Origin of the sequence: uncultured Merdimonas sp. (assembly GCF_963929015.1) — a bacterium.
Lineage (GTDB): Bacteria > Bacillota > Clostridia > Lachnospirales > Lachnospiraceae > Merdimonas.
This window is the reverse complement of the sequence record NZ_CAWVHE010000018.1, coordinates 153,602-171,362: the sequence shown is the minus strand read 5'-3', so window position 1 is coordinate 171,362 and position 17,761 is coordinate 153,602. Positions and strand designations below refer to the sequence as shown.

The following is a 17,761-nucleotide window of genomic DNA, read 5'->3' as shown; positions in this document are numbered from 1 at the left end:
TATCACACCTCCGATTTCACACATTCCGCATAAGTCAGCGGGAAGGATGCCTTCAGAACAGCGCTTTTCCGCACCGCCCAGCCGTTTTGCCGTAGGAAGCGCAGGTATTCCTCGCTCGTCCATCTGCTGTGGAGAGGGAAGCCTGCCAGCTTCATGAAAAAGGCTTTGACCTTGCCGGGAAACGAATTTCCCGCGTGGGTAAAGGTGGGCGCGATGAGCACACCGTCGTCCTTCAGCACCCGGCGGATCTCGGCAAGGGCTTTCTCCGGCTGCGGCACAATGTGCAGCGCGTTGGACACGATCACCACGTCGAAGGACTCCTCCACATAGGGCAGACGGAACATATCCTGCACCGAAAAGTGCAGCTTCGCCGATCGGTTGTCCCGTTTTGCCTCGGCAATCATCTCCGGGGAGGCATCCGTCGCCTCAATGTGCGCCGCCGCGTTCACGATGTTTTTTGCAATCAACCCTGTGCCGGTGGCCAACTCCAGCACCGTCTTGGCTTTCACCTCCGGTCGGATCAGTTCATACATCTCGTCATATGCTGCCCGGTCCTTTCGCATAAAGCGGTCATACCGACCGGCATTTTTATCCCAGAAATTCTTGTGTTTTCGCATCGCTATCATTCCTTTCGACGTTAGATTCATCTAACCGATATGTGCGGTTGTTCGGTTAGATGATGCTAACCGTTGTGCCTTGGAAAAGCCGCATTTCTGCGGCCTTTCGCTTATTCAAATAACTCCCTGCAAGCACCGTACACCAGCGTTTCCAGCACCTGCGGGTACAATTCTCCGATTTGCTCCTTGTGGGAGACGGTCAAGATCAGTCCCCGTACCGTGGCGGCAGCCAAAGAGATGCCGCGATTCGGCACAAGGTCATATTTCTCCAAAAGCAGACGGATATGCGTTTCGTCATCGTGGTAATGGACATTTTTGACGCCCTCCGGCAGTCTCTGCAAAAGCAGCTTCGCATCGTTTTCAATGAAAACCATGTCGCCAGTATCAGACAGCCTCCGGCAGACGGCAAGAACCGCCTTTGCCGCACGCTCCGACGGCGGCAAGCCGTCAGTTTCGCTCAGTGCATGGTCGGCTACCCCGTAAAGCTCGGCATGGATGCCCTCTAAAACCGCAAAGAAAAGCATTTCCTTGGATTCGTAGAATTTATAGAACGAGCCCTTTGCAATGCCGACCGCCTTCGTCAGCTGCTCTACGGAGGTTTTCTTCATCCCCAGCGTGACAGCACAATGTCTCGTTTCCTTCAGCAACGCCTTGCGGAGCTGCTCAGTCTCGTAATCGGTAAAAGCCAAGGTCGCACCCTCCTTAAATATGACCATTTCGGTTCTTCTGGTCATATTATACCGCGCTTTTTTCTGGTTTGCAAGGGATGTAGAGAAAACATACGCATTTTAACAAAAAATTATTTTCCCTTAACACATTATTTCATGAAGGCGCTCCTCTTCCTTTGGCAAAGTACTGCACCCCTCTAAAATCAAAAATGCACTCCCCTCCAAACCGTAATTGCACCCCTTAACGGGTTTCTATCAAAATTAGAGTCATTTGCCATGGAATAAAGGCTGTTGATCAGCGCGTCCGAACCAGGCAAACTCTGCAACCCCTGTGCTACCATATTGTCACGCATTGGCTCTCGTCGTAGGTTCGCGATAAACTGGAAGGGGTCCATGGGAATATTAAATGTAATGCCAATGCCTATCCCATATTCTCCACGGTTCACATCCTGATAATAGGTCATGGTCTCTTTGCTCGATGTTGTAACTTCAAATCCAACCGCTTTCAAATCCTCGGCAACAGCAGCGGTTACGTCCTCCAGCATGGCAAGATCGCTGCTGCAGGAGATGGATGTACTCAATTTAACCCCATCTTTTTCACGGACGCCATGGCTGCCAAACCGTTCCGCACCAGGCCGGGTGCCGATGTAGTCGGCATAGGTTTTCTGGTTCAGGATCTCATGGGCATTGTCCTCAATGGCACGGGTGATAAATTCAGAGGCAGCTCCCACGGTCTTTTCTCTCTGATAGTCCTCATACTCCAGCATCGTGACGCTATCCGGGAAATCCCGCAGGATCTTTTCAATGAGCTTTTGCTGTTTCACTGTTGCTGGAGCCAACTTGAAAGACTCATCGATTTTTTCCACACCTTCACGGGTGGCAATGTAGGTGGCGTACCCACCAATAGGCTTTTCCTGATCCGGTTTCAGGTACTTGAACTTGGTGACCAAACGGGCCATGGGTAACCTCCTTCCGTTTTAGAGTAAAAAAGCAGGAGACCTCGAAAAAGATTTCCTGCTGAATGCGAATCATATTCTGTTCTATATCATTTAATGGCAGATCAGAGGATTGCTGTAATCACTCCCACTGCAAGACAGGCGGGGAGGCCAAGAAGCATACCAATACATGACTGCTTGACATGAAAACGGTAGTCCTTATATTCTTCCATATCCTCTGTGCCTGGTATCCTGACTTTTTTCGAATGGCAGAACCAGATGCAGTCAAGCACCAGAGCGTCATACCAATCAATGATCAGCCAGATCAGGTAGGAATCCCGAAACCCTTTCCAGAATGTATCCGCTCCATTAAACTGTTTCAGGACAACAGCGAAGATGAACACAAAAGCAAGCAGGGCAATCCCCTTTCGGAGGATATCTGCCCTGGTGAAGCGTTGTTCTCTTTTTTCGATCAATCCTAATTCCATACATTTCTCCCTTATGGCCGGAGGATAGTCTCCTACCGAGGCAAAGGGATTTTTCAGTGTCAGCGGAACAATCAGGATTGTGAATAATAAGATACCAATCAGACTTTCTATCATGACCGCCATATTCGCTACACCTCCGATATCCATTTTATCGTTTTATGGAAAGCGTCTTCACGGCTATGCCTGCAATCTTCCGGATATTGCCTCTCAATTTTAAACATTTTCAGCTTAGGCGGATTTAAGGGAACAAGAATATGGCTTGCTTTTTCATATTCCAGGACATCCATCCGGAATGCAAATCGGTGTTTTTCCAGGCGGTTTACCATATATGCCACTGCCTCTTTGCTGGGCCACATGAGATCTTCCTTTGCGTAAATAAATAAAATGTTTCCCTGAATCTTCTCCACATGAATGGCTGTATCCTCATCAAAATGTTTCAGCGGTTCTTCGTAGATGTAGGATAACTCGAACTGCTGATGGAGGATGAGGTTCCGGATTGCCGGCCCATATTTCAGATGCGCTGTCATACACGGAAAATCTTTTCCCCTGTATGTGAATTCGGAGGCAGATGAAAAAGTTTTCGATGCCATGCTTTTATTCCCGTACATGCCTCCCCATATACAGTGGATCGGGGAGAGGGCAACAACGCCGCAGATATCCGGCATAAGAGAAGCGCAAAGCAATACCAGTTCAGCGCCTTTTGAAATGCCATACATGATAATCTTTTCATATCCTTTGTTTTTCAGCCACAGGATCGCTTTTTCAAATGGATCGACAGGCACCCGAACCAGTTCTTTCGGCAGCCCGTCTACGTTCCAGTAACAAATACCTAACGCGGCGATGCCGCACCTGGCAAACATAGCACCCACATTCATCGGGATATTTTCATTCCCTTCGCTGCCGCCTACTACGATGACGACCTTTTTGGGATCATGATCCTTAACAGGGACATGATAAAGTCCATAGAAGCCCTCCTGTGCAACCGTCACATATTCCACTTTCCCAACTCTCCCTGTTTTTGCAGCTTGGATTGCTGTCCGTATTTTCTTTCTTTATCCCATTTAGAGTCCTTTTTGCAAACATAGAAATCACACTTTTCTGCGCCCTCTGCAAGTGTACCTGTCCTGTATAACACGCCGCCCATGAGATCAGCAGAAATAAAATCCATGGCACACATATAGGGTATCAGTTCTTCCAAATGCTCCTGTTTTCCAAGCGCACACAGGCCGCACCTGTGATAGTTGATGGTGTATTCGTCTGCATCCCTTCCGGGAATCGTCTCCGTCATCCAGTTGAATTCGCTGTCGGATATGGCATTTGCAATTCTGTCCTTCTTGACTTTCTTTTTTTGATATTCCATATCAAATGGATTTTTACTCCCGAAAGCTTTTTTAATGAGCGACGCCTGCATCGTGGCTGTCACCATTTCCCCGAACTGCTCATGGCTCATCGCCCCATCCATTGCCTTATAAACTGCCATCCAGACAATTCCGCCGGAAAGACAGATTCGCAGAGGATTTTTCGTAAAACCGCCTATGTCGGGTGTCCTCGCCAACATATCTTTAAAGTTTTTACGCGATTTCTTCTTCACCCTGAATGTATCCGTATTTTTGCAATTGGCTGCGATATATTTGAAAATAGCAGGTGTCATCGCTGACCACATCAGTTTTTCACAGATGGTGTTTTTCATATTCATGCTCCTTCAAAACGTACTCATAAACGAGGGACTGATTGCCGGAGCCATCCTGAAAGGGCTTCTCTGCCACTTTCTTAAATCCACGTTTTTCATAAAACTCCCACGATGCAAGAGTGTTCGTAAAAAGCCGCACACGATCTGCTCCATCAGCTTTTGCCCGATTCAAAAATTGTGTGACCAATGCGGTTCCCAACCCCTTTCTGTAATTCCTTCTGGACGAAAGGGCAACGAGTTCCAGATCGCATTTCCCAACGGTTTCCTTATCCCTTTCCTGTAGCTGACGGAAAAAGGCATCAAACTGCTTCTGGAATGGTGCTGACATTTTATATCTTTTCAGATAGAACTTGAGGAACATTTTACACCAACGGCCATAGTGCTTTTTTGTCTCATACTGAGCTGCCAGAGCCTTGCTGAAACGCTTATCATATTTTCCGCAGATAAATCCTACGACCTGATGATCCTCTGTTTCCGCCACATAGGTAAAATTACATTTTTCAATCAGAACCTGTGCATAATCACGCAAAAATATTTTATCGTTCTGATCCACAGAGCATGAAAAGAATCCTTCGTAAAAGCAATCCCCGCAGGCCGCAGCATCTTCTTCCTTATATGGACGAACAGTAAACATAGCTCTATCCTCCTATGCGCAAATAGGTTAGTTATTGCTAACTAATATTATATCAGAAGATATATGGGACTGCAATTTCTTTTTTACCTGTTAATCATTTGATAGTGACAAGACGGATCATGAGAATCCTCCTTCCGTTTTAGAGTAAAGAAAAAGCAGGAGACCTCGTAAGAGATTTCCTGCCGGGATACTATATTTCCTTATATATATTATATATATAATAGGCTGATACTAGTTTTGCGCCTTCAATCGTTTAATCAGTTGTCGAGCAAATAGTAAAGCAATTTCATCACAAGAATATGCTTTAGAATCTATAGCTTGAATATCTGCAACCGAGGGATACTTGTTCCGTAAATCTTCGTTAGTAATATTGTGAACAATCGGCAATATCAATTTCTGTCCATTTCTATTTTGCCTATTCAAGAATTCATTTAGTTCCTTTTCTGTCCATTCACGATCAAAGAAATTTTCTGAAATTACAATAATAGCAAATTCAGCTTTTTTCGTTCCATCTAAAATACGGTCTTTCCATTTATCTCCCCATTCAAGAGATTTTTTATCATAAAATATTTTCACGCCAAGTTTTTCAAGAGAATCATTCAACTCATCTACGAGATCAGCTTTGTCCTTGTTGGCATGAGAAAGAAAAACATCATATTCTGGAAGCATATTGGCTTGGTATACTGGAACCGTTGTTTTTTCGATACCATTCATTTTATCAATAAATTCCTGATCCTTACTAATACTTTTAAGACACGATACAAGTTGCCTATATGCGCCTAAGTTACGATGAAATAAAATAGTTTTAATTCTTGAACCAAGAGCATGTTCTTTCAAATATTTGTTATAAAAAATATCAAAATCATTCATCCAATCCTCACTTGGCTGATTATACTTATGTAAATCAAAATCTCCCGCTGCTGCATTAGCCGGAGGTTGAATGCTTTCTGTTCTTTTTAATAAATCATGTAGTTCCTTTTCAAATTGCGACATGCCTAATCTTCTTTCTTGCTCTTTCTTTTCCTCATACAAATAACCATCTTTAAGGATTTGTATTTGATAAGGATAGTTATCTCCCCATTGAACATGTATCAAACCAGATTCTCTTAATTCCTTAAAACAGCCTCTGAGAATCGTATCATCTCGATTACTTAAATTTTCAAATCTATTTTTCCAATAATCCGATACTTTCTCATTATCTACTATCTCTTTCAACACACTTTCTGCCTCATCGGAAATAACAATTCTATTCTCCATATGCATCTCCTTCTACATATTTTTCTCATTCTCTTTTCCAAACAACTTGAAAATTATTATATCATACTGTACGTTAAATTGTAATCTACTTTATCCATTTCACTCGTCTTCCTCCCATCCATTCTGCCAACTCACCGCATCATCGAAAGAGAACGCACCATTCAGCCTTTTGACTTCTTTGACACATTCTCCACGCAAGCGTTCCAGTGACACTGGATCGATGTTGTTATTCGCTGCAACCACGTTCATCATCACCGCCAGCTCCACAGCCTGCAAATGTCAACCACTTTTTTACATTGTTAGGTAAGATGTTTTTTACACCGTATGGTAAGGAGTTTTTTACATACCTTAGTAAGCAGATTTTTACATCGTAAGGTAAGCACTTTTTTACTTTACCCGGTAAGCAGTTTTTTACATCCCTGTTTCTCCCTGTGGGTAAAGGTCAGGGTGCTTCAGCCGGTAGGATTCCCCACGGAAAGAGTAACACTTGGCATGGTGCAGGATCCGGTCCAGCATTGCAGTGGTAAGTACCGGATCCCCCATCATCTCAGCCCAGTCAACGATCTCTTTGTTGGTGGTAAAGATGATGGAACTGGTTTCATAGGTATCACTGATAAATGTGAAAAACCTGTTTGCCTGTCCGCGGCTGATCGGTGTGTAGCCGATCTCATCAATTATGACAAGCTGCGCTTTCTTGATATTTTTGAGCCGGAATCCGGCTGCACGCTCTGTCTCTGCGGTATCAAGGATCTTGATCAGGCTGGTCATCTTCTCAAAACATACAGTATAGCCGCTGTTGACAGCCTGTAGGCCAAGGCCACAGGCAACCATGGTCTTACCGAGGCCCGGAGGCCCCGCAAAGACAAGGTTTCCGCAGTTGTCCAGCCAAGATAATTCTTTTAAAACGGAGAGTTGTGCGTGGGTGATACCTGACTCCAGCTCTTCCGGATCAAACTCTTCCAATGGTCGGATATTTGGTGGAAAATGCGCTGCGGAATAGTTGCGCTTCCGACGCCGTTCATTCCGACCTTTGACTTCGGTCTCAAGAACAGCCAGAAGGAATTCCCTGCAGGAGGAGACCTGCAGATCTGCAGTTTCCAGAAGATCCGGAAGCATACGCGCCGCGTGCTTCAAGGCGAACGTTTCAAGCAGGGCCGTGAGCCGCTGTACGGGGATATGGCCGGTATCCATACTTTTTAAGATTTCACGGTTCATCGAGCAGCAGCCTCCTTCCTTTCTGTGCGTTCCTGAAAGGCTTTTGCATAAACGGAAAGATCCGTATAGCTGACACTGCCGGATGGAACCTGGGCACGGCAGTCGTCTGTGGCCAGTTCCCGGCCGGCTTTTGCAAGGCTGTAAACAACTTTAAACTGTGAGAACTGATACCGGTATTTCTGGCAGCATTCTTTCATCACCTGCGCTACCAGGGATTTATCCGGATTCTCAGAATCAAGGAACTGTTCAATTGCCCGAAGCTGTTTGGAGATATGCCGTGGATTTTCCTTTTTCACACCATTGATGAAGTGCTGGAAGTCATAGCAGTTCCATTTCCCACGGAGACGTTCCATGATCTCGATCCAGTCTCCGGAGTCCTGTTTCCGGTGTTCCGGGAGCTGATTGACACTTCCTTTCCTCTCGCTGAGATTATGGGAACAGATATAGTTCAGCTGATCGTCATAAATGTGGATTTTCCCACTGACAACTTTGAATCGTACCGTTTTGAAAGCATAATCACGTGGAACCGAATACCTGCAAGATTTATACAGGACGTAAGGCATTGCCGCGATTTCATAAGTGCGGAACGTATTCGGAGATGTTTCATACACGGATGGAAGAAGAGGCTGCATGGCTGACCGTTCAACGCTGTCGTAGACTGCTTTTGGGACCCGTAAGGTGGAACGGTGGATCCGCTGGTTTTTGCGTTCCAGCCATCCGGGAAGGGAACGCCATACATCATCAATACAGGTGACCTTCCGCGCACTGAAGAAGTTTTTCTTCACGAACCCAACAGAGTTTTCGATAGGTCCCTTGCTTTCCGGGTCCGCCTTATTACACACCCAGAGCCGGATATCCTGTTCTGTACAGAAATCTTCAAAGGTCCTGGTCTTGATGACTTCACCATAGGTTTCACTGGAGACAAACACGGCGTCCTGATCGATGACCAGTTCTTTAGGGCGCCCTCCAAGCCTGCAGAAACTATGATAGATCGCCTTACAGGCTTCTTCCGAGTTATACTTGTGATCCTGTGCATAAACGCATAAAAAACGACTGTAACGCAGCAAAAGGCAGATGAAATGGATGTGCGTTGTTTTTGAGAGAGTCTCCTCACCGAAGTCGATGAGCATCTGTTCCCCGGGCGGTGTATCAAAAACATAATCATAGATACGGCGGTGCTCCGGTTCCCTGTTGACCTGTCCGGAATCCTCAAGATAATGGATGTAGTTCCGGAGAGTCTGCTGGTTACCGGGAAGTTTTTCATAGTCTCCGTTTTCGATGAATTTTTCTTCCAGGACATCGTAAACAGATGACATACAGAAACTTTTCCCACTGTTCGCCTCAAGGATCCTGATAATCGTGCTGCGGAAAGGTTCTGCGTCAAAGGTTTTTGGTTTTGCGAGCTTAGCGCCGGGATCATCCGGGAGCACATCCATGTCATAATACTTGCTGATCGTGGGACGGCTGGGAGGCTTGCGCCCCTGCGCTTCATAGTATCTGATAATATCAGCTTTTGTGTAACCTTGCAGTTTTAGATCCTGTATTTCCTGCATTTTTGTTTTTGTCAGCATAAAGGTCTCCTCTCTTGTGTACTGCTTACAGTATACAAAATCGGATGAACCGCTGACTCCTCCTGTGATAAAACTCGCCGCAGGGGATGTAAAAAAGTGATTACCGGACGATGGAAAAAACTCCTTACCCTGTCATGTAAAAAAGTCGTTACCGCGTGATGTAAAAAACTCCTTACCGTACCATGTAAAAAACTCCTTACCCTGTGGCTGTAAAATCACCTTACCACGCACACCACAGCCATCTTGAAGATCATCCGGTTCTGCCGGTGATCACTCTCCGCTACAATGCTTTTCAACGTGGAGGTGACGATATTAGGGAGATAGGTTTTGTTGTCCTCTGCGGAAAGATATCCGGCATAAAACAACACGGCCTTTTCGATGAATTCGCTCTTGCTGTCACAGTTGTCTTTTTTATAGAGAGTATCCGCCAGCTCCAGGGTGGACGGTCTGATCCAGAGCTGGAAGCGGCGTTTGATTTCTTTCTTTTCTGCCTCTGTATCCTGCATGTCTGAAATCCTCCTTCTTATTCATAGGAACCTGCCAAAGCACCGCGTCATTCGTTGAAACTTCTGGGCCTTGGGGGAGTTGAAGCACCTGTCCAGGAACCTATTGTTCCAAATCCGGCACCGTAATGCCATTTCTTTCAGAAGCGGCGGAAAGCCTTGAAGCGACCGGCTCTGCCGGACGCAGTGAGCTGGGGCGGGGCCGCCATGCGGCACCGTCCCTTTCTCCTGCTTGATTTTCGACCCTGTATCCGCACGGGGAACCGTCGCTTTTCCATGGGCGGAGCCTGCCTTCGCACGGGCCGCAAACGCCTCGCAAACCGGCGGGGAGGGATACTTCCTCGACCTCGCCCACAAAATCGCAACACGGGGCCGACAGGCGGCTCATAGGGGTGTTCCTTTTCGCATCACATCTCCTGAACTGGCGGCGTTGTTTCTTCTGCCTGTTCGGAAGACTGCCAGTCAATCTCCCGATCCCGCAATGCTTCTTCAAAAATCAGCTCTCTTGCTGCTATCGGAATCGTAGATTTGCGCTCGGCACGGTAGACCGCAGTAGAAACATCTTTCAGACGATAAGTCCGCCACTCCGAATCTCCCTGCTCTTTTACGCTGATCGTTCCATCGTCAAAATCAAATTCCAGGAGAGCGGTGATCCGGTCATCATGCTCCATAGCGGCGCATAAGACAGAGAAGGTCAGGTCATCGATGGGCTGATGTACTCCAAAGGAAAGCGCCAGACTGTCCAAGGTCAGCCTGCCCTCATTCTCCCGCATAAAATTCCGATAGAGATAAGCAGCACTGTAGAAGTTGTTCCGCAGGTCGGAAGTGAAATGAAAATCATCCCCGTCCTCATGGAAATGAATCACAGCAAACCGTCTGGCAGCTTCAGCCTCACGTTGTGCTTTCGCTTCTTTCTGACGGATCAGTGCTTCGATTTCCTCACGCTTTTCTTCCGGGACGAGAGACGCATGACCAATAGTATCCGACTGACCCCACATTGTACAGCGAACTATTACTGACGTAGCCGCCGCGCAGAAGGTAGTGATTAAGTAAGATGGTCACAATTATATAAATGGTGCAAAACTTGTCGTCCGTATCACCCACAATGAAAATTAGCGTAAATATGTCATAATATGATATACTTTAGAAAGTGGCGTTAGTGATATCCATAGCGGCGAGGAATTATAGGACACCCCTGTAAATAACGGGGGTGTCCCATTTTTTTGTGCTTGTTTTGGATTGTTTTGTGCCTTGCTTAGAGATCGGCTTGCACCATATCAGAAAGCGAGAGAAAAAGGCCATTTAGGATAATTGGTCTGCCGCACCACTTCTGACACGGATATTTTCTTTGCACCAATCTTTTAAGAGGGCGGTACGGATAATTACAACTATATCAATTTATGAATCATTGCCTCTGTCTTTCTCTTGCTTTGTTTGTTCACAAAATCGCAACAGTTAACCGTTATCTGCATATATGAACATCGTGTGGTAACATCCTAATAAAGTAGGGAAGTTCCCTCAACTTAAAGAAATTATCAAAACGATCTACCCTGCATTCTTTCTTCTGTATCTTCTCATGTACGACAAGACAGTGTCACGATTGTTTGATTTTCCTTATAATTTACACAGATTTTACCGAAAGTGGATAGTCACTTAATGTCGCCTATTATATTATTAAAATGGAAAGTTATATTGAATTGTATTCTGGCAGCAGAAACAATGAACACGTTTTCTATGTTTTTCACTTCAAGAGGAGAAACCAGCCTATGAAGGTAATCATTCATGATCTTGGTGATGCGGTAACCTATACACCGGAAAAAACGAGTGAGGATTCGGTTGTCCTGTATGCAAACAACCAGTATGTTTCCTGCCAGGGCTGTTTCAAGTGCTGGTTGAAGAACGCCGGTTTTTGCATCATGAAGGACTCTCTACAGCACATTGGAGCGCTCGTTGGTCAAAGTGATCCGCTGATTATCGTCAGCCGGTGCTGTTACGGAGGATACAGCAGCCCAATCAAAGCCGTCTTGGATCGTGCAATCGGCGGTTCTCTCCCGTTTTTTACCTGGCGGGGCGGGCAAACTCATCACATCAGCCGCTACCCGCGCCGGAAACTGATGTGCGTTTGCTTTTACGGGGAATACACGAAATTTGAACAGGAGATAGCCAAAGAGGTTGTCGAGCGCAACCGGCTGAATCTGGATTATGAGAAGGCGGAGGTGGTCTTCTTTGAGACTATTGAGCAGTTAAAGGAGGCCGGCTTATGAACCTTCTGATTTTGAATGCAAGTCCCAAGAAAAAAGGCGGTGCCTCTCGTTTCTTCTCGAGGTTATTCCGGTTGTTTCTTCCGGGCACCCGAAAGAAGGTGGTGTCCCTCAGCAGTCGGCAGGATTTTCAGAAAGTTCTGGGACTGTTCCCCGACATGGATGCGGTGTGCCTTTTCGTACCTCTCTATGTAGATGGCCTTCCGTCCCATGTGGTGGAATTCCTCAACCAGGCGGAAAGCTATTGTAAAAGCCATTCCTGCCGGTTCCGGTTGTATGCGCTTTCCAACAACGGCTTTGTCGAGGGCAAACAAAACCGCCCCGCTCTGCATATGCTGCAGGCGTGGTGTGAAAGGGCAGGAATCAGTTGGGGCGGCGGAAGCGGGGTCGGCGGCGGCGTAATGCTTCAGGTGCTGGGGATCGTCTACCCGATCCTGGTGGGAGTCATCTTGCTGCAAATGGCGTTAGCCTTTTTCACTACCAGCACCGTTCCAAGTGAATTGTGGTGTTCTCTAGCCATCCAGATATGCACATGGCTTTTTCTCAACAGCGGCATGTTGTTCTGTATGGCACGTCTTTCGGCGGCAGTTCGCGGAAGAAAACCGTTGGCCAACCAATTCACGCGAGTGATGATACCCTCTTTTCTGTTCATCTCTATCGCAAATATATTTATGATTTTATCCTCTCTCTTTCAAGGTCGCTTCCTTTTCGCGCTTTTGAAACGGGACAAATGGTATAATGATTAGGAGAGTACTTATGGAACACATCATTGTCTACGGTAGTCAGTATGGAAGCACCCGCCGGTATGCGGAAAAACTGTCCGAGCAAACCGGCATTCCTGCGGTCAGTTACAAAGACGCATCAACTCTTTCGGACAAAGATATAATCGTTTATCTAGGGGGGCTGTATGCCGGTGGTGTTCTGGGCTTGGCGAAAACCCTGCGGGGCCTTTCACTTCAGGATGGACAAAAACTAATCCTTGTTACCGTAGGGCTGGCCGACCCCAGCGAGCCGGAAAACCAGCACAATATCCGTACTTCTCTGCTCAGGCAATACAGAGGGAGACAATATGAACAGAACTGTTAAAAACATCTTGAAAATCCTTCTAATCGGCCTTGCCACCACCATCGTCCGCATCATTGGTCAACTTTCCATTCCGGCCGGTGAGCAGACAGTCCTGGCACCCAGCGTTTTTGCACAAAATGGCACCATGCCGCTGGCTTTTACTGTCTATGGGATTTTCGCTTATTCCCTGATTGCCTCGCTGTTTCTGCTTATCCGGAACCGGTTGAGTGGAAATCGGGTTTTGCAGGGGCTAAAATATGGTCTTTCCTGTTGTGCGGTGTGGATCGTTTATCTTTTAGAGCCTTTGCCACATGTAGCAGGTTTTGATCGGATTACTTACCCAATAGCTGATAGTATTGCTTTAATTGTTATGGGGTTGCTGCTGGGATGGCTGTTTGGTAACCCTGCACGACGAGCAGATAAAGAGAAGTCGCCTTTCCCCATTCTTCCGGTGCTGGCTGTCACAGGGGGCTTCTTTGTCGGGCGGATGATACAATATCTCGTCTTTGGCATTTACTCTTCCTTTGATGAAAAACCGTTGGAAACGGTACTGTGGTGTCTTTTAACAGGTACCGCAATCTCTTGTGTGACGGCATGGCTGAATCTTTATATCCACAGCAAAAATCGGATCAAGCGGGCGCTTATTCTTGGCGGCATGCTGTTTGGGGTGGATTTATTCCTCTTTAACTTCTTCATGCCGCTGGTTTTTGACGCCAATATCCCCGATCTGATCCTCCGCACCTTCATCGATATCCTGGCGGTAACGGTCGGATGTCTGGCATTTCCAAATCAACGAAATGTAGATCCGGCAGACTGAAGGTATGGTGCCAGCCAAAAAGGGCCTTTCGCCAAGACACTGTGGCTTCCCCGCACCTTCCCGCTGGAACAGGAACAGGCTCTGCTACGATTTTTGCATGATAAAGAAGAATGCCCGAAAAATGCTTTGAGACTGTAAGTTGCCAAGCGCTTTCCTTCCTGTTACAATTCAAAGTATAAGTACAAAAGTATTCCACACGGTTTGGAACATTTCAGGAACTTTCTTGTGGATAGGAGGTGAACTCAATGTATAAAACGATGGTAGTCAAATATTCTCCCAAGGCTAAAGAAATGGCTGTCAAAATAGAAGATGCAGCCAATAAAATGGAACAGGAAGGTTTTGAGCTCGTTTCTTGCTCCATCATGCCATCTTCCAGGGGCATTCTGATTTTCAAAAGAATGGCGGCAGACGAGTCAACCGAATAAGGCCTTAACAAAATGGCCATTCCCATAATCATTGTCCCCTGAATTAATAGAGCAACGTTTCCATACTGATTTTACTTGTTCGCTTTATCAACTATAGCCTATTCATCACGGTATCACTTTTTCAGCCGTCTTTTTAACTTCCAATAACGATAGGCAAAAGACGCAACTGCCCATACGTAAACTGAGAGCAGGATCAAAAACAGCACCAGTAGTATAGGAGCATCTGCATCTGAGCTATGGAATTGATCAAAGATGTTTGGCAAAATCAACAACATCAAAATAATGAGGATTGGCACATATCGGCCTGCAAATACCCGCCGCATCATGTCGAGCCTGGACTCATCGTCACAGAAAATTTCCTCTTCTCCCTGCATTTCGGCAACTGGTTTACGGAAATAGGTGTATCCGGCAAACTCCTGAAGGTACTCCCAGCCGCAATCCTTAAACATCTGCACATACTCGTCCCTATGTTTAAGCCCTTCTTCGTTATAATCGAGCTGGTAAATCACATCCTCAGGGGGACATTTTTCAAAGCGGTAAAGTCCCGGCAGGCTTACTTTCGTAAATTTCCATCCTTCCTGATGCCGCTTCCGAAGATACTGTTCTTCTTTTTCCCATTCCGCTATCGTGAAAATACGCAGCTCGGTTCTTTTCTCTTTCATGTCAGCGCACCTCCATCATGTTTCGATACAATCTTTCGATTCGCTTCATTTCTAATGCCAGCACATTTTTACCTAATTCTGTGATGCAATATATCTTTCGTTTTTCTTCTTCCCGGACAAAGTGGATCAGGCCATCCTTCTCCATCTTGGATAGGCTGCCGTACATCGTTCCGGGACTGATTCGAATTTCACCATCTGTCAGTTTCTCTACTTTTTGGATGATATTATAGCCATGGGATTCTTCCCGGAGGCAAAGCAGGATATAAAAACTCGTTTCTGTCATCGGTATGTACACTTTACGAATATGTGCGTTCACTTCGTTCACGACCCTTTCTATGCATACCTTGCACTGCGCTATATCGCACTGCTACATATCAATTTTATTATAGCAGTGCGATATATGTTTGTCAACTTAATATTCAGGTAAGAATAGTGCCGTGGGTTGTCCCTGCGGCATTGCTGCTTGTAGAGTGTTAGTGGCTTTAGAGCGCAACCTTCACAATCCTGCCATCCGTTAAGGTGAAGATCAGGTGGCCGCCCCTGCAGACCTTGATGGACTCTACCAGCTTGTTCCACCGCTCGTCGGTGTAGACAGGGTTTGGATTGCCGCACTTTGGTCACTCAGCAAGCTGATGGCGAGATTTGAGCTATCAAGTACGATCCTCCCCTTCGCATGCTATAATTGATCTATGACACAAGAAGAAAAACAAGATAGAGCTCTTCGCAGTATAGCCCGCAGCATGGAAGCTGAGGGTGCTAATTACGAATGCGTACTCCATCGCATGCGAGCTCATCTAAAAGAGCTCAAAAAGTTAGCGAAGACGACGCAGTCTAATTAGCCGTCTCACCCAAAATGCAATTTGGCGCAAACATTTCATAACGCGCTACGTCTTAAAAAAACAGCGTCCGCGATATCCATAAACGACGTCATAACACATCATGATATCAGAGATGATCAGGTCGAACACCTCCGTGCTCATCAGGTCATATGCCTCAACAGGGTTTCTGCTGCCTGCTGCCTGATAGTTATTCCGGGCAAGATATGTACAGATGATCTGATTCATCTTTTCGTCGTCTTCCACAACAAGTATATGTATCATAATTACCTCCGTTTTCGGTCAGTTTCTCAACTTTTGACATTATTATAATACATATACTTTTCCTGCAATCCGGTCTTTTCAAATTTCATCCCTGTCTTGCTGCTCTCCTGCAAATGTAGTAAGATAGACACAGGAAAAGAAGGGAGGCGTTTTATATGGAATGGACCCCGCTTCCGATCGGAGTGGAAAATTACGAAGAGATCATTGAAAAGGACTATTACTATGTCGATAAGACGCTGCTCATAAAAGACCTGATCGATCTGTGCGGAAAAGTCAATCTCTTTACCCGGCCGAGACGTTTTGGCAAGACACTGAATCTGAGCATGCTGCGCTGCTTTTTTGAAAAATCTGATGAAGACCGGTCGCGCCTGTTTGCCGGAAAGAAAATCATGGCTGCCGGCACAAAATATACAGAAGAACAGGGACAGTATCCTGTGATCTCACTATCACTGAAATCCATGAAACAGGCAGGCTATGAATCTGCGTTCCACTGTTTGAAAGAAGAGATTGCGAGAGAGTTTAAAAAGCATTCTCGGATTATACAAAGTCTGAATTCCGAGGATGACCGCACAAAATATCAGCTTTTGATGAATCGTGGTGCGGACGATGAAGAATATCTCTCCGCCTTAAAATTTCTTTCCGAATGTCTGTATACATTTTACGGGCGCAGGACGGTCATCTTGATCGACGAATACGATGTTCCGTTGGAAAATGCGTATTTCAGCGGTTTTTATGACCGTATGGTATCGCTGATCCGCTCCCTCTTTGAATCGGCTCTGAAGACGAACGACACGCTGGAGTTTGCCGTAGTAACTGGATGTCTTCGCATCAGCAAGGAGTCCATTTTTACCGGTCTGAACAACCTGAATGTCATCTCGATCATGGATACCAGCTATGCGGAACATTTCGGATTTACACAGAATGAAGTGGATCAGATGCTGAAACATTACGGGCTGGAACAGAACCAGGCGGCAGTCAGGAGATGGTATGACGGATATCAGTTCGGTGAGACGGAAGTGTACAATCCCTGGAGCGTCATCAGTTATGTAAATTCCTGTTACAGAGATAAAAATGCACTGCTCCGCCCTTACTGGTCCAACACAAGTTCCAACAGCATCGTCCGCACGCTTGTAGAGCGGGCGGATCTCTCGGTAAAGCAGGAGATCGAAGCTCTCATTGAAGGAAAGACCATCACCAAACCGATCCATGAAGACATCACTTATGACGACATGGACTCCACACAGGACAATCTGTGGAACTTCCTCTTCTTCGCCGGCTATCTGAAGAAGATCAGCGAACAGCAGGACGGCGAGGATATTCTGGTGGAAATGGCAATCCCGAACAGCGAAGTGCGCTATATTTATAAAAACACAGTCCTGCGCTGGTTCGAGGAAAAAACAAAGAATAAAAATTTTTCTCTGCTCTATGAAAGCATCCTGAACGGCGACCGGGAAAAGATGGCTGAAATTCTCTCTGAAAACCTCATGGAGACGATCAGTTTCTATGATTATCAGGAGAGTTACTACCACGGCTTTCTCGCAGGAATGCTCAAAAACATCGGGAATTATATCGTCCTGTCGAACCGGGAATCCGGAAACGGACGCCCGGACATCCTGCTGAAGTACCCGAGCGTCAGGGGAAAGGCTGTTATTCTTGAGATCAAGGTAGCGCATACTTATCAGGAACTGGAAAGCAAGTGTGATGAGGCGCTCCGGCAGATCGAAGATCAGAAATACGAGGAAGCGCTCCGGCAGGAAGGATATTCGGATATCCTGAAATATGGTGTTGCATTTTACAGGAAAGAATGCATGGTAAAATAAAAGAAAAACCGCCAGCCCCGGGATTCTGCCCGG

General features: G+C 46.2%; 22 protein-coding genes. 6 read left to right on the top strand and 16 right to left on the bottom strand.

Annotation, left to right across the window (positions count from 1 at the left end; genetic code table 11):
• Positions 1–2: 2 nt before the first annotated feature.
• The 13 genes from ABGT54_RS11925 to ABGT54_RS11865 all read right to left on the bottom strand — a co-directional run bounded on the left by ABGT54_RS11925 (position 3) and on the right by ABGT54_RS11865 (position 10,576).
• On the bottom strand, positions 3–617 hold the full coding sequence (locus ABGT54_RS11925) for a class I SAM-dependent methyltransferase (RefSeq protein ID WP_346664274.1): 615 nt from the start codon (positions 615–617) through the stop codon (positions 3–5).
• Positions 618–727: 110 nt separating this feature from the next.
• Positions 728–1,306 carry a TetR/AcrR family transcriptional regulator gene (locus ABGT54_RS11920; protein ID WP_346664273.1) on the bottom strand — a complete coding sequence of 193 codons (579 nt, stop codon included), beginning with the start codon at positions 1,304–1,306 and terminating at the stop codon, positions 728–730.
• Between the two features lie 182 nt (positions 1,307–1,488).
• A complete protein-coding gene (locus ABGT54_RS11915) occupies positions 1,489–2,244 on the bottom strand; it encodes a hypothetical protein (RefSeq protein ID WP_346664272.1) in 756 nt (251 codons plus the stop codon).
• Positions 2,245–2,345: 101 nt separating this feature from the next.
• Positions 2,346–2,831 (bottom strand): hypothetical protein, encoded by a 486-nt coding sequence (locus ABGT54_RS11910; protein WP_346664271.1) that lies wholly within the window; start codon positions 2,829–2,831, stop codon positions 2,346–2,348.
• Positions 2,832–2,836: 5 nt separating this feature from the next.
• The gene (locus tag ABGT54_RS11905; protein ID WP_346664270.1) at positions 2,837–3,706 is read right to left on the bottom strand and encodes an acyl-CoA thioester hydrolase/BAAT C-terminal domain-containing protein; all 870 of its coding nucleotides are present in this window, start codon (positions 3,704–3,706) and stop codon (positions 2,837–2,839) included.
• Complete coding sequence (locus ABGT54_RS11900; protein WP_202615259.1) at positions 3,694–4,188, bottom strand: L-2-amino-thiazoline-4-carboxylic acid hydrolase; 495 nt, start codon at positions 4,186–4,188, stop codon at positions 3,694–3,696. Before ABGT54_RS11900 ends, ABGT54_RS11905 begins: the two co-directional genes overlap by 13 nt.
• Positions 4,189–4,378: 190 nt before the next feature.
• Positions 4,379–5,032 carry a GNAT family N-acetyltransferase gene (locus ABGT54_RS11895; protein WP_346664269.1) on the bottom strand — a complete coding sequence of 218 codons (654 nt, stop codon included), beginning with the start codon at positions 5,030–5,032 and terminating at the stop codon, positions 4,379–4,381.
• A gap of 231 nt (positions 5,033–5,263) precedes the next feature.
• Positions 5,264–6,289 (bottom strand): toll/interleukin-1 receptor domain-containing protein, encoded by a 1,026-nt coding sequence (locus ABGT54_RS11890; protein ID WP_346664268.1) that lies wholly within the window; start codon positions 6,287–6,289, stop codon positions 5,264–5,266.
• A 99-nt stretch (positions 6,290–6,388) separates the two neighbouring features.
• Positions 6,389–6,565 carry a hypothetical protein gene (locus ABGT54_RS11885; RefSeq protein WP_346664267.1) on the bottom strand — a complete coding sequence of 59 codons (177 nt, stop codon included), beginning with the start codon at positions 6,563–6,565 and terminating at the stop codon, positions 6,389–6,391.
• Positions 6,566–6,700: 135 nt separating this feature from the next.
• On the bottom strand, positions 6,701–7,504 hold the full coding sequence (gene istB / locus ABGT54_RS11880; protein WP_206415744.1) for an IS21-like element helper ATPase IstB: 804 nt from the start codon (positions 7,502–7,504) through the stop codon (positions 6,701–6,703).
• Positions 7,501–9,075 carry a hypothetical protein gene (locus ABGT54_RS11875; protein ID WP_346663650.1) on the bottom strand — a complete coding sequence of 525 codons (1,575 nt, stop codon included), beginning with the start codon at positions 9,073–9,075 and terminating at the stop codon, positions 7,501–7,503. The genes istB and ABGT54_RS11875 overlap by 4 nt, the downstream gene beginning before the upstream one ends.
• 215 nt (positions 9,076–9,290) lie before the next feature.
• Positions 9,291–9,581, bottom strand: a complete 291-nt coding sequence (locus tag ABGT54_RS11870) for a hypothetical protein (RefSeq protein WP_346664266.1) — start codon at positions 9,579–9,581, stop codon at positions 9,291–9,293.
• A 404-nt stretch (positions 9,582–9,985) separates the two neighbouring features.
• A complete protein-coding gene (locus ABGT54_RS11865) occupies positions 9,986–10,576 on the bottom strand; it encodes a hypothetical protein (protein WP_346664265.1) in 591 nt (196 codons plus the stop codon).
• 768 nt (positions 10,577–11,344) lie between these two features.
• On the opposite strand from ABGT54_RS11865, the gene ABGT54_RS11860 reads away from it, so the two are divergent.
• The 5 genes from ABGT54_RS11860 to ABGT54_RS11840 all read left to right on the top strand — a co-directional run bounded on the left by ABGT54_RS11860 (position 11,345) and on the right by ABGT54_RS11840 (position 14,146).
• Entirely contained in the window at positions 11,345–11,842 is a 498-nt protein-coding gene (locus tag ABGT54_RS11860) for a hypothetical protein (RefSeq protein ID WP_346664264.1), read from the top strand.
• Entirely contained in the window at positions 11,839–12,585 is a 747-nt protein-coding gene (locus ABGT54_RS11855) for a hypothetical protein (RefSeq protein WP_346664263.1), read from the top strand. Before ABGT54_RS11860 ends, ABGT54_RS11855 begins: the two co-directional genes overlap by 4 nt.
• 10 nt (positions 12,586–12,595) lie before the next feature.
• Complete coding sequence (locus tag ABGT54_RS11850) at positions 12,596–12,925, top strand: flavodoxin domain-containing protein (RefSeq protein WP_346664262.1); 330 nt, start codon at positions 12,596–12,598, stop codon at positions 12,923–12,925.
• A complete protein-coding gene (locus ABGT54_RS11845) occupies positions 12,909–13,721 on the top strand; it encodes a hypothetical protein (RefSeq protein ID WP_346664261.1) in 813 nt (270 codons plus the stop codon). Before ABGT54_RS11850 ends, ABGT54_RS11845 begins: the two co-directional genes overlap by 17 nt.
• Before the next feature lie 245 nt (positions 13,722–13,966).
• Positions 13,967–14,146, top strand: coding sequence for a hypothetical protein (locus tag ABGT54_RS11840; RefSeq protein ID WP_346664260.1), 180 nt, complete (start codon positions 13,967–13,969; stop codon positions 14,144–14,146).
• A gap of 113 nt (positions 14,147–14,259) precedes the next feature.
• On the opposite strand, the gene ABGT54_RS11835 is transcribed toward ABGT54_RS11840, so the two are convergent.
• The 3 genes from ABGT54_RS11835 to ABGT54_RS11825 all read right to left on the bottom strand — a co-directional run bounded on the left by ABGT54_RS11835 (position 14,260) and on the right by ABGT54_RS11825 (position 15,908).
• Entirely contained in the window at positions 14,260–14,808 is a 549-nt protein-coding gene (locus ABGT54_RS11835; RefSeq protein WP_346664259.1) for a DUF2812 domain-containing protein, read from the bottom strand.
• Between the two features lies 1 nt (position 14,809).
• Positions 14,810–15,091, bottom strand: coding sequence for a PadR family transcriptional regulator (locus tag ABGT54_RS11830; RefSeq protein ID WP_346664258.1), 282 nt, complete (start codon positions 15,089–15,091; stop codon positions 14,810–14,812).
• Between the two features lie 601 nt (positions 15,092–15,692).
• Complete coding sequence (locus ABGT54_RS11825; protein WP_346664257.1) at positions 15,693–15,908, bottom strand: response regulator; 216 nt, start codon at positions 15,906–15,908, stop codon at positions 15,693–15,695.
• A 155-nt stretch (positions 15,909–16,063) separates the two neighbouring features.
• Between ABGT54_RS11825 and ABGT54_RS11820 the strand changes: the two genes are divergently transcribed.
• Positions 16,064–17,728 (top strand): AAA family ATPase, encoded by a 1,665-nt coding sequence (locus tag ABGT54_RS11820; protein ID WP_346664256.1) that lies wholly within the window; start codon positions 16,064–16,066, stop codon positions 17,726–17,728.
• Positions 17,729–17,761: the final 33 nt, after the last annotated feature.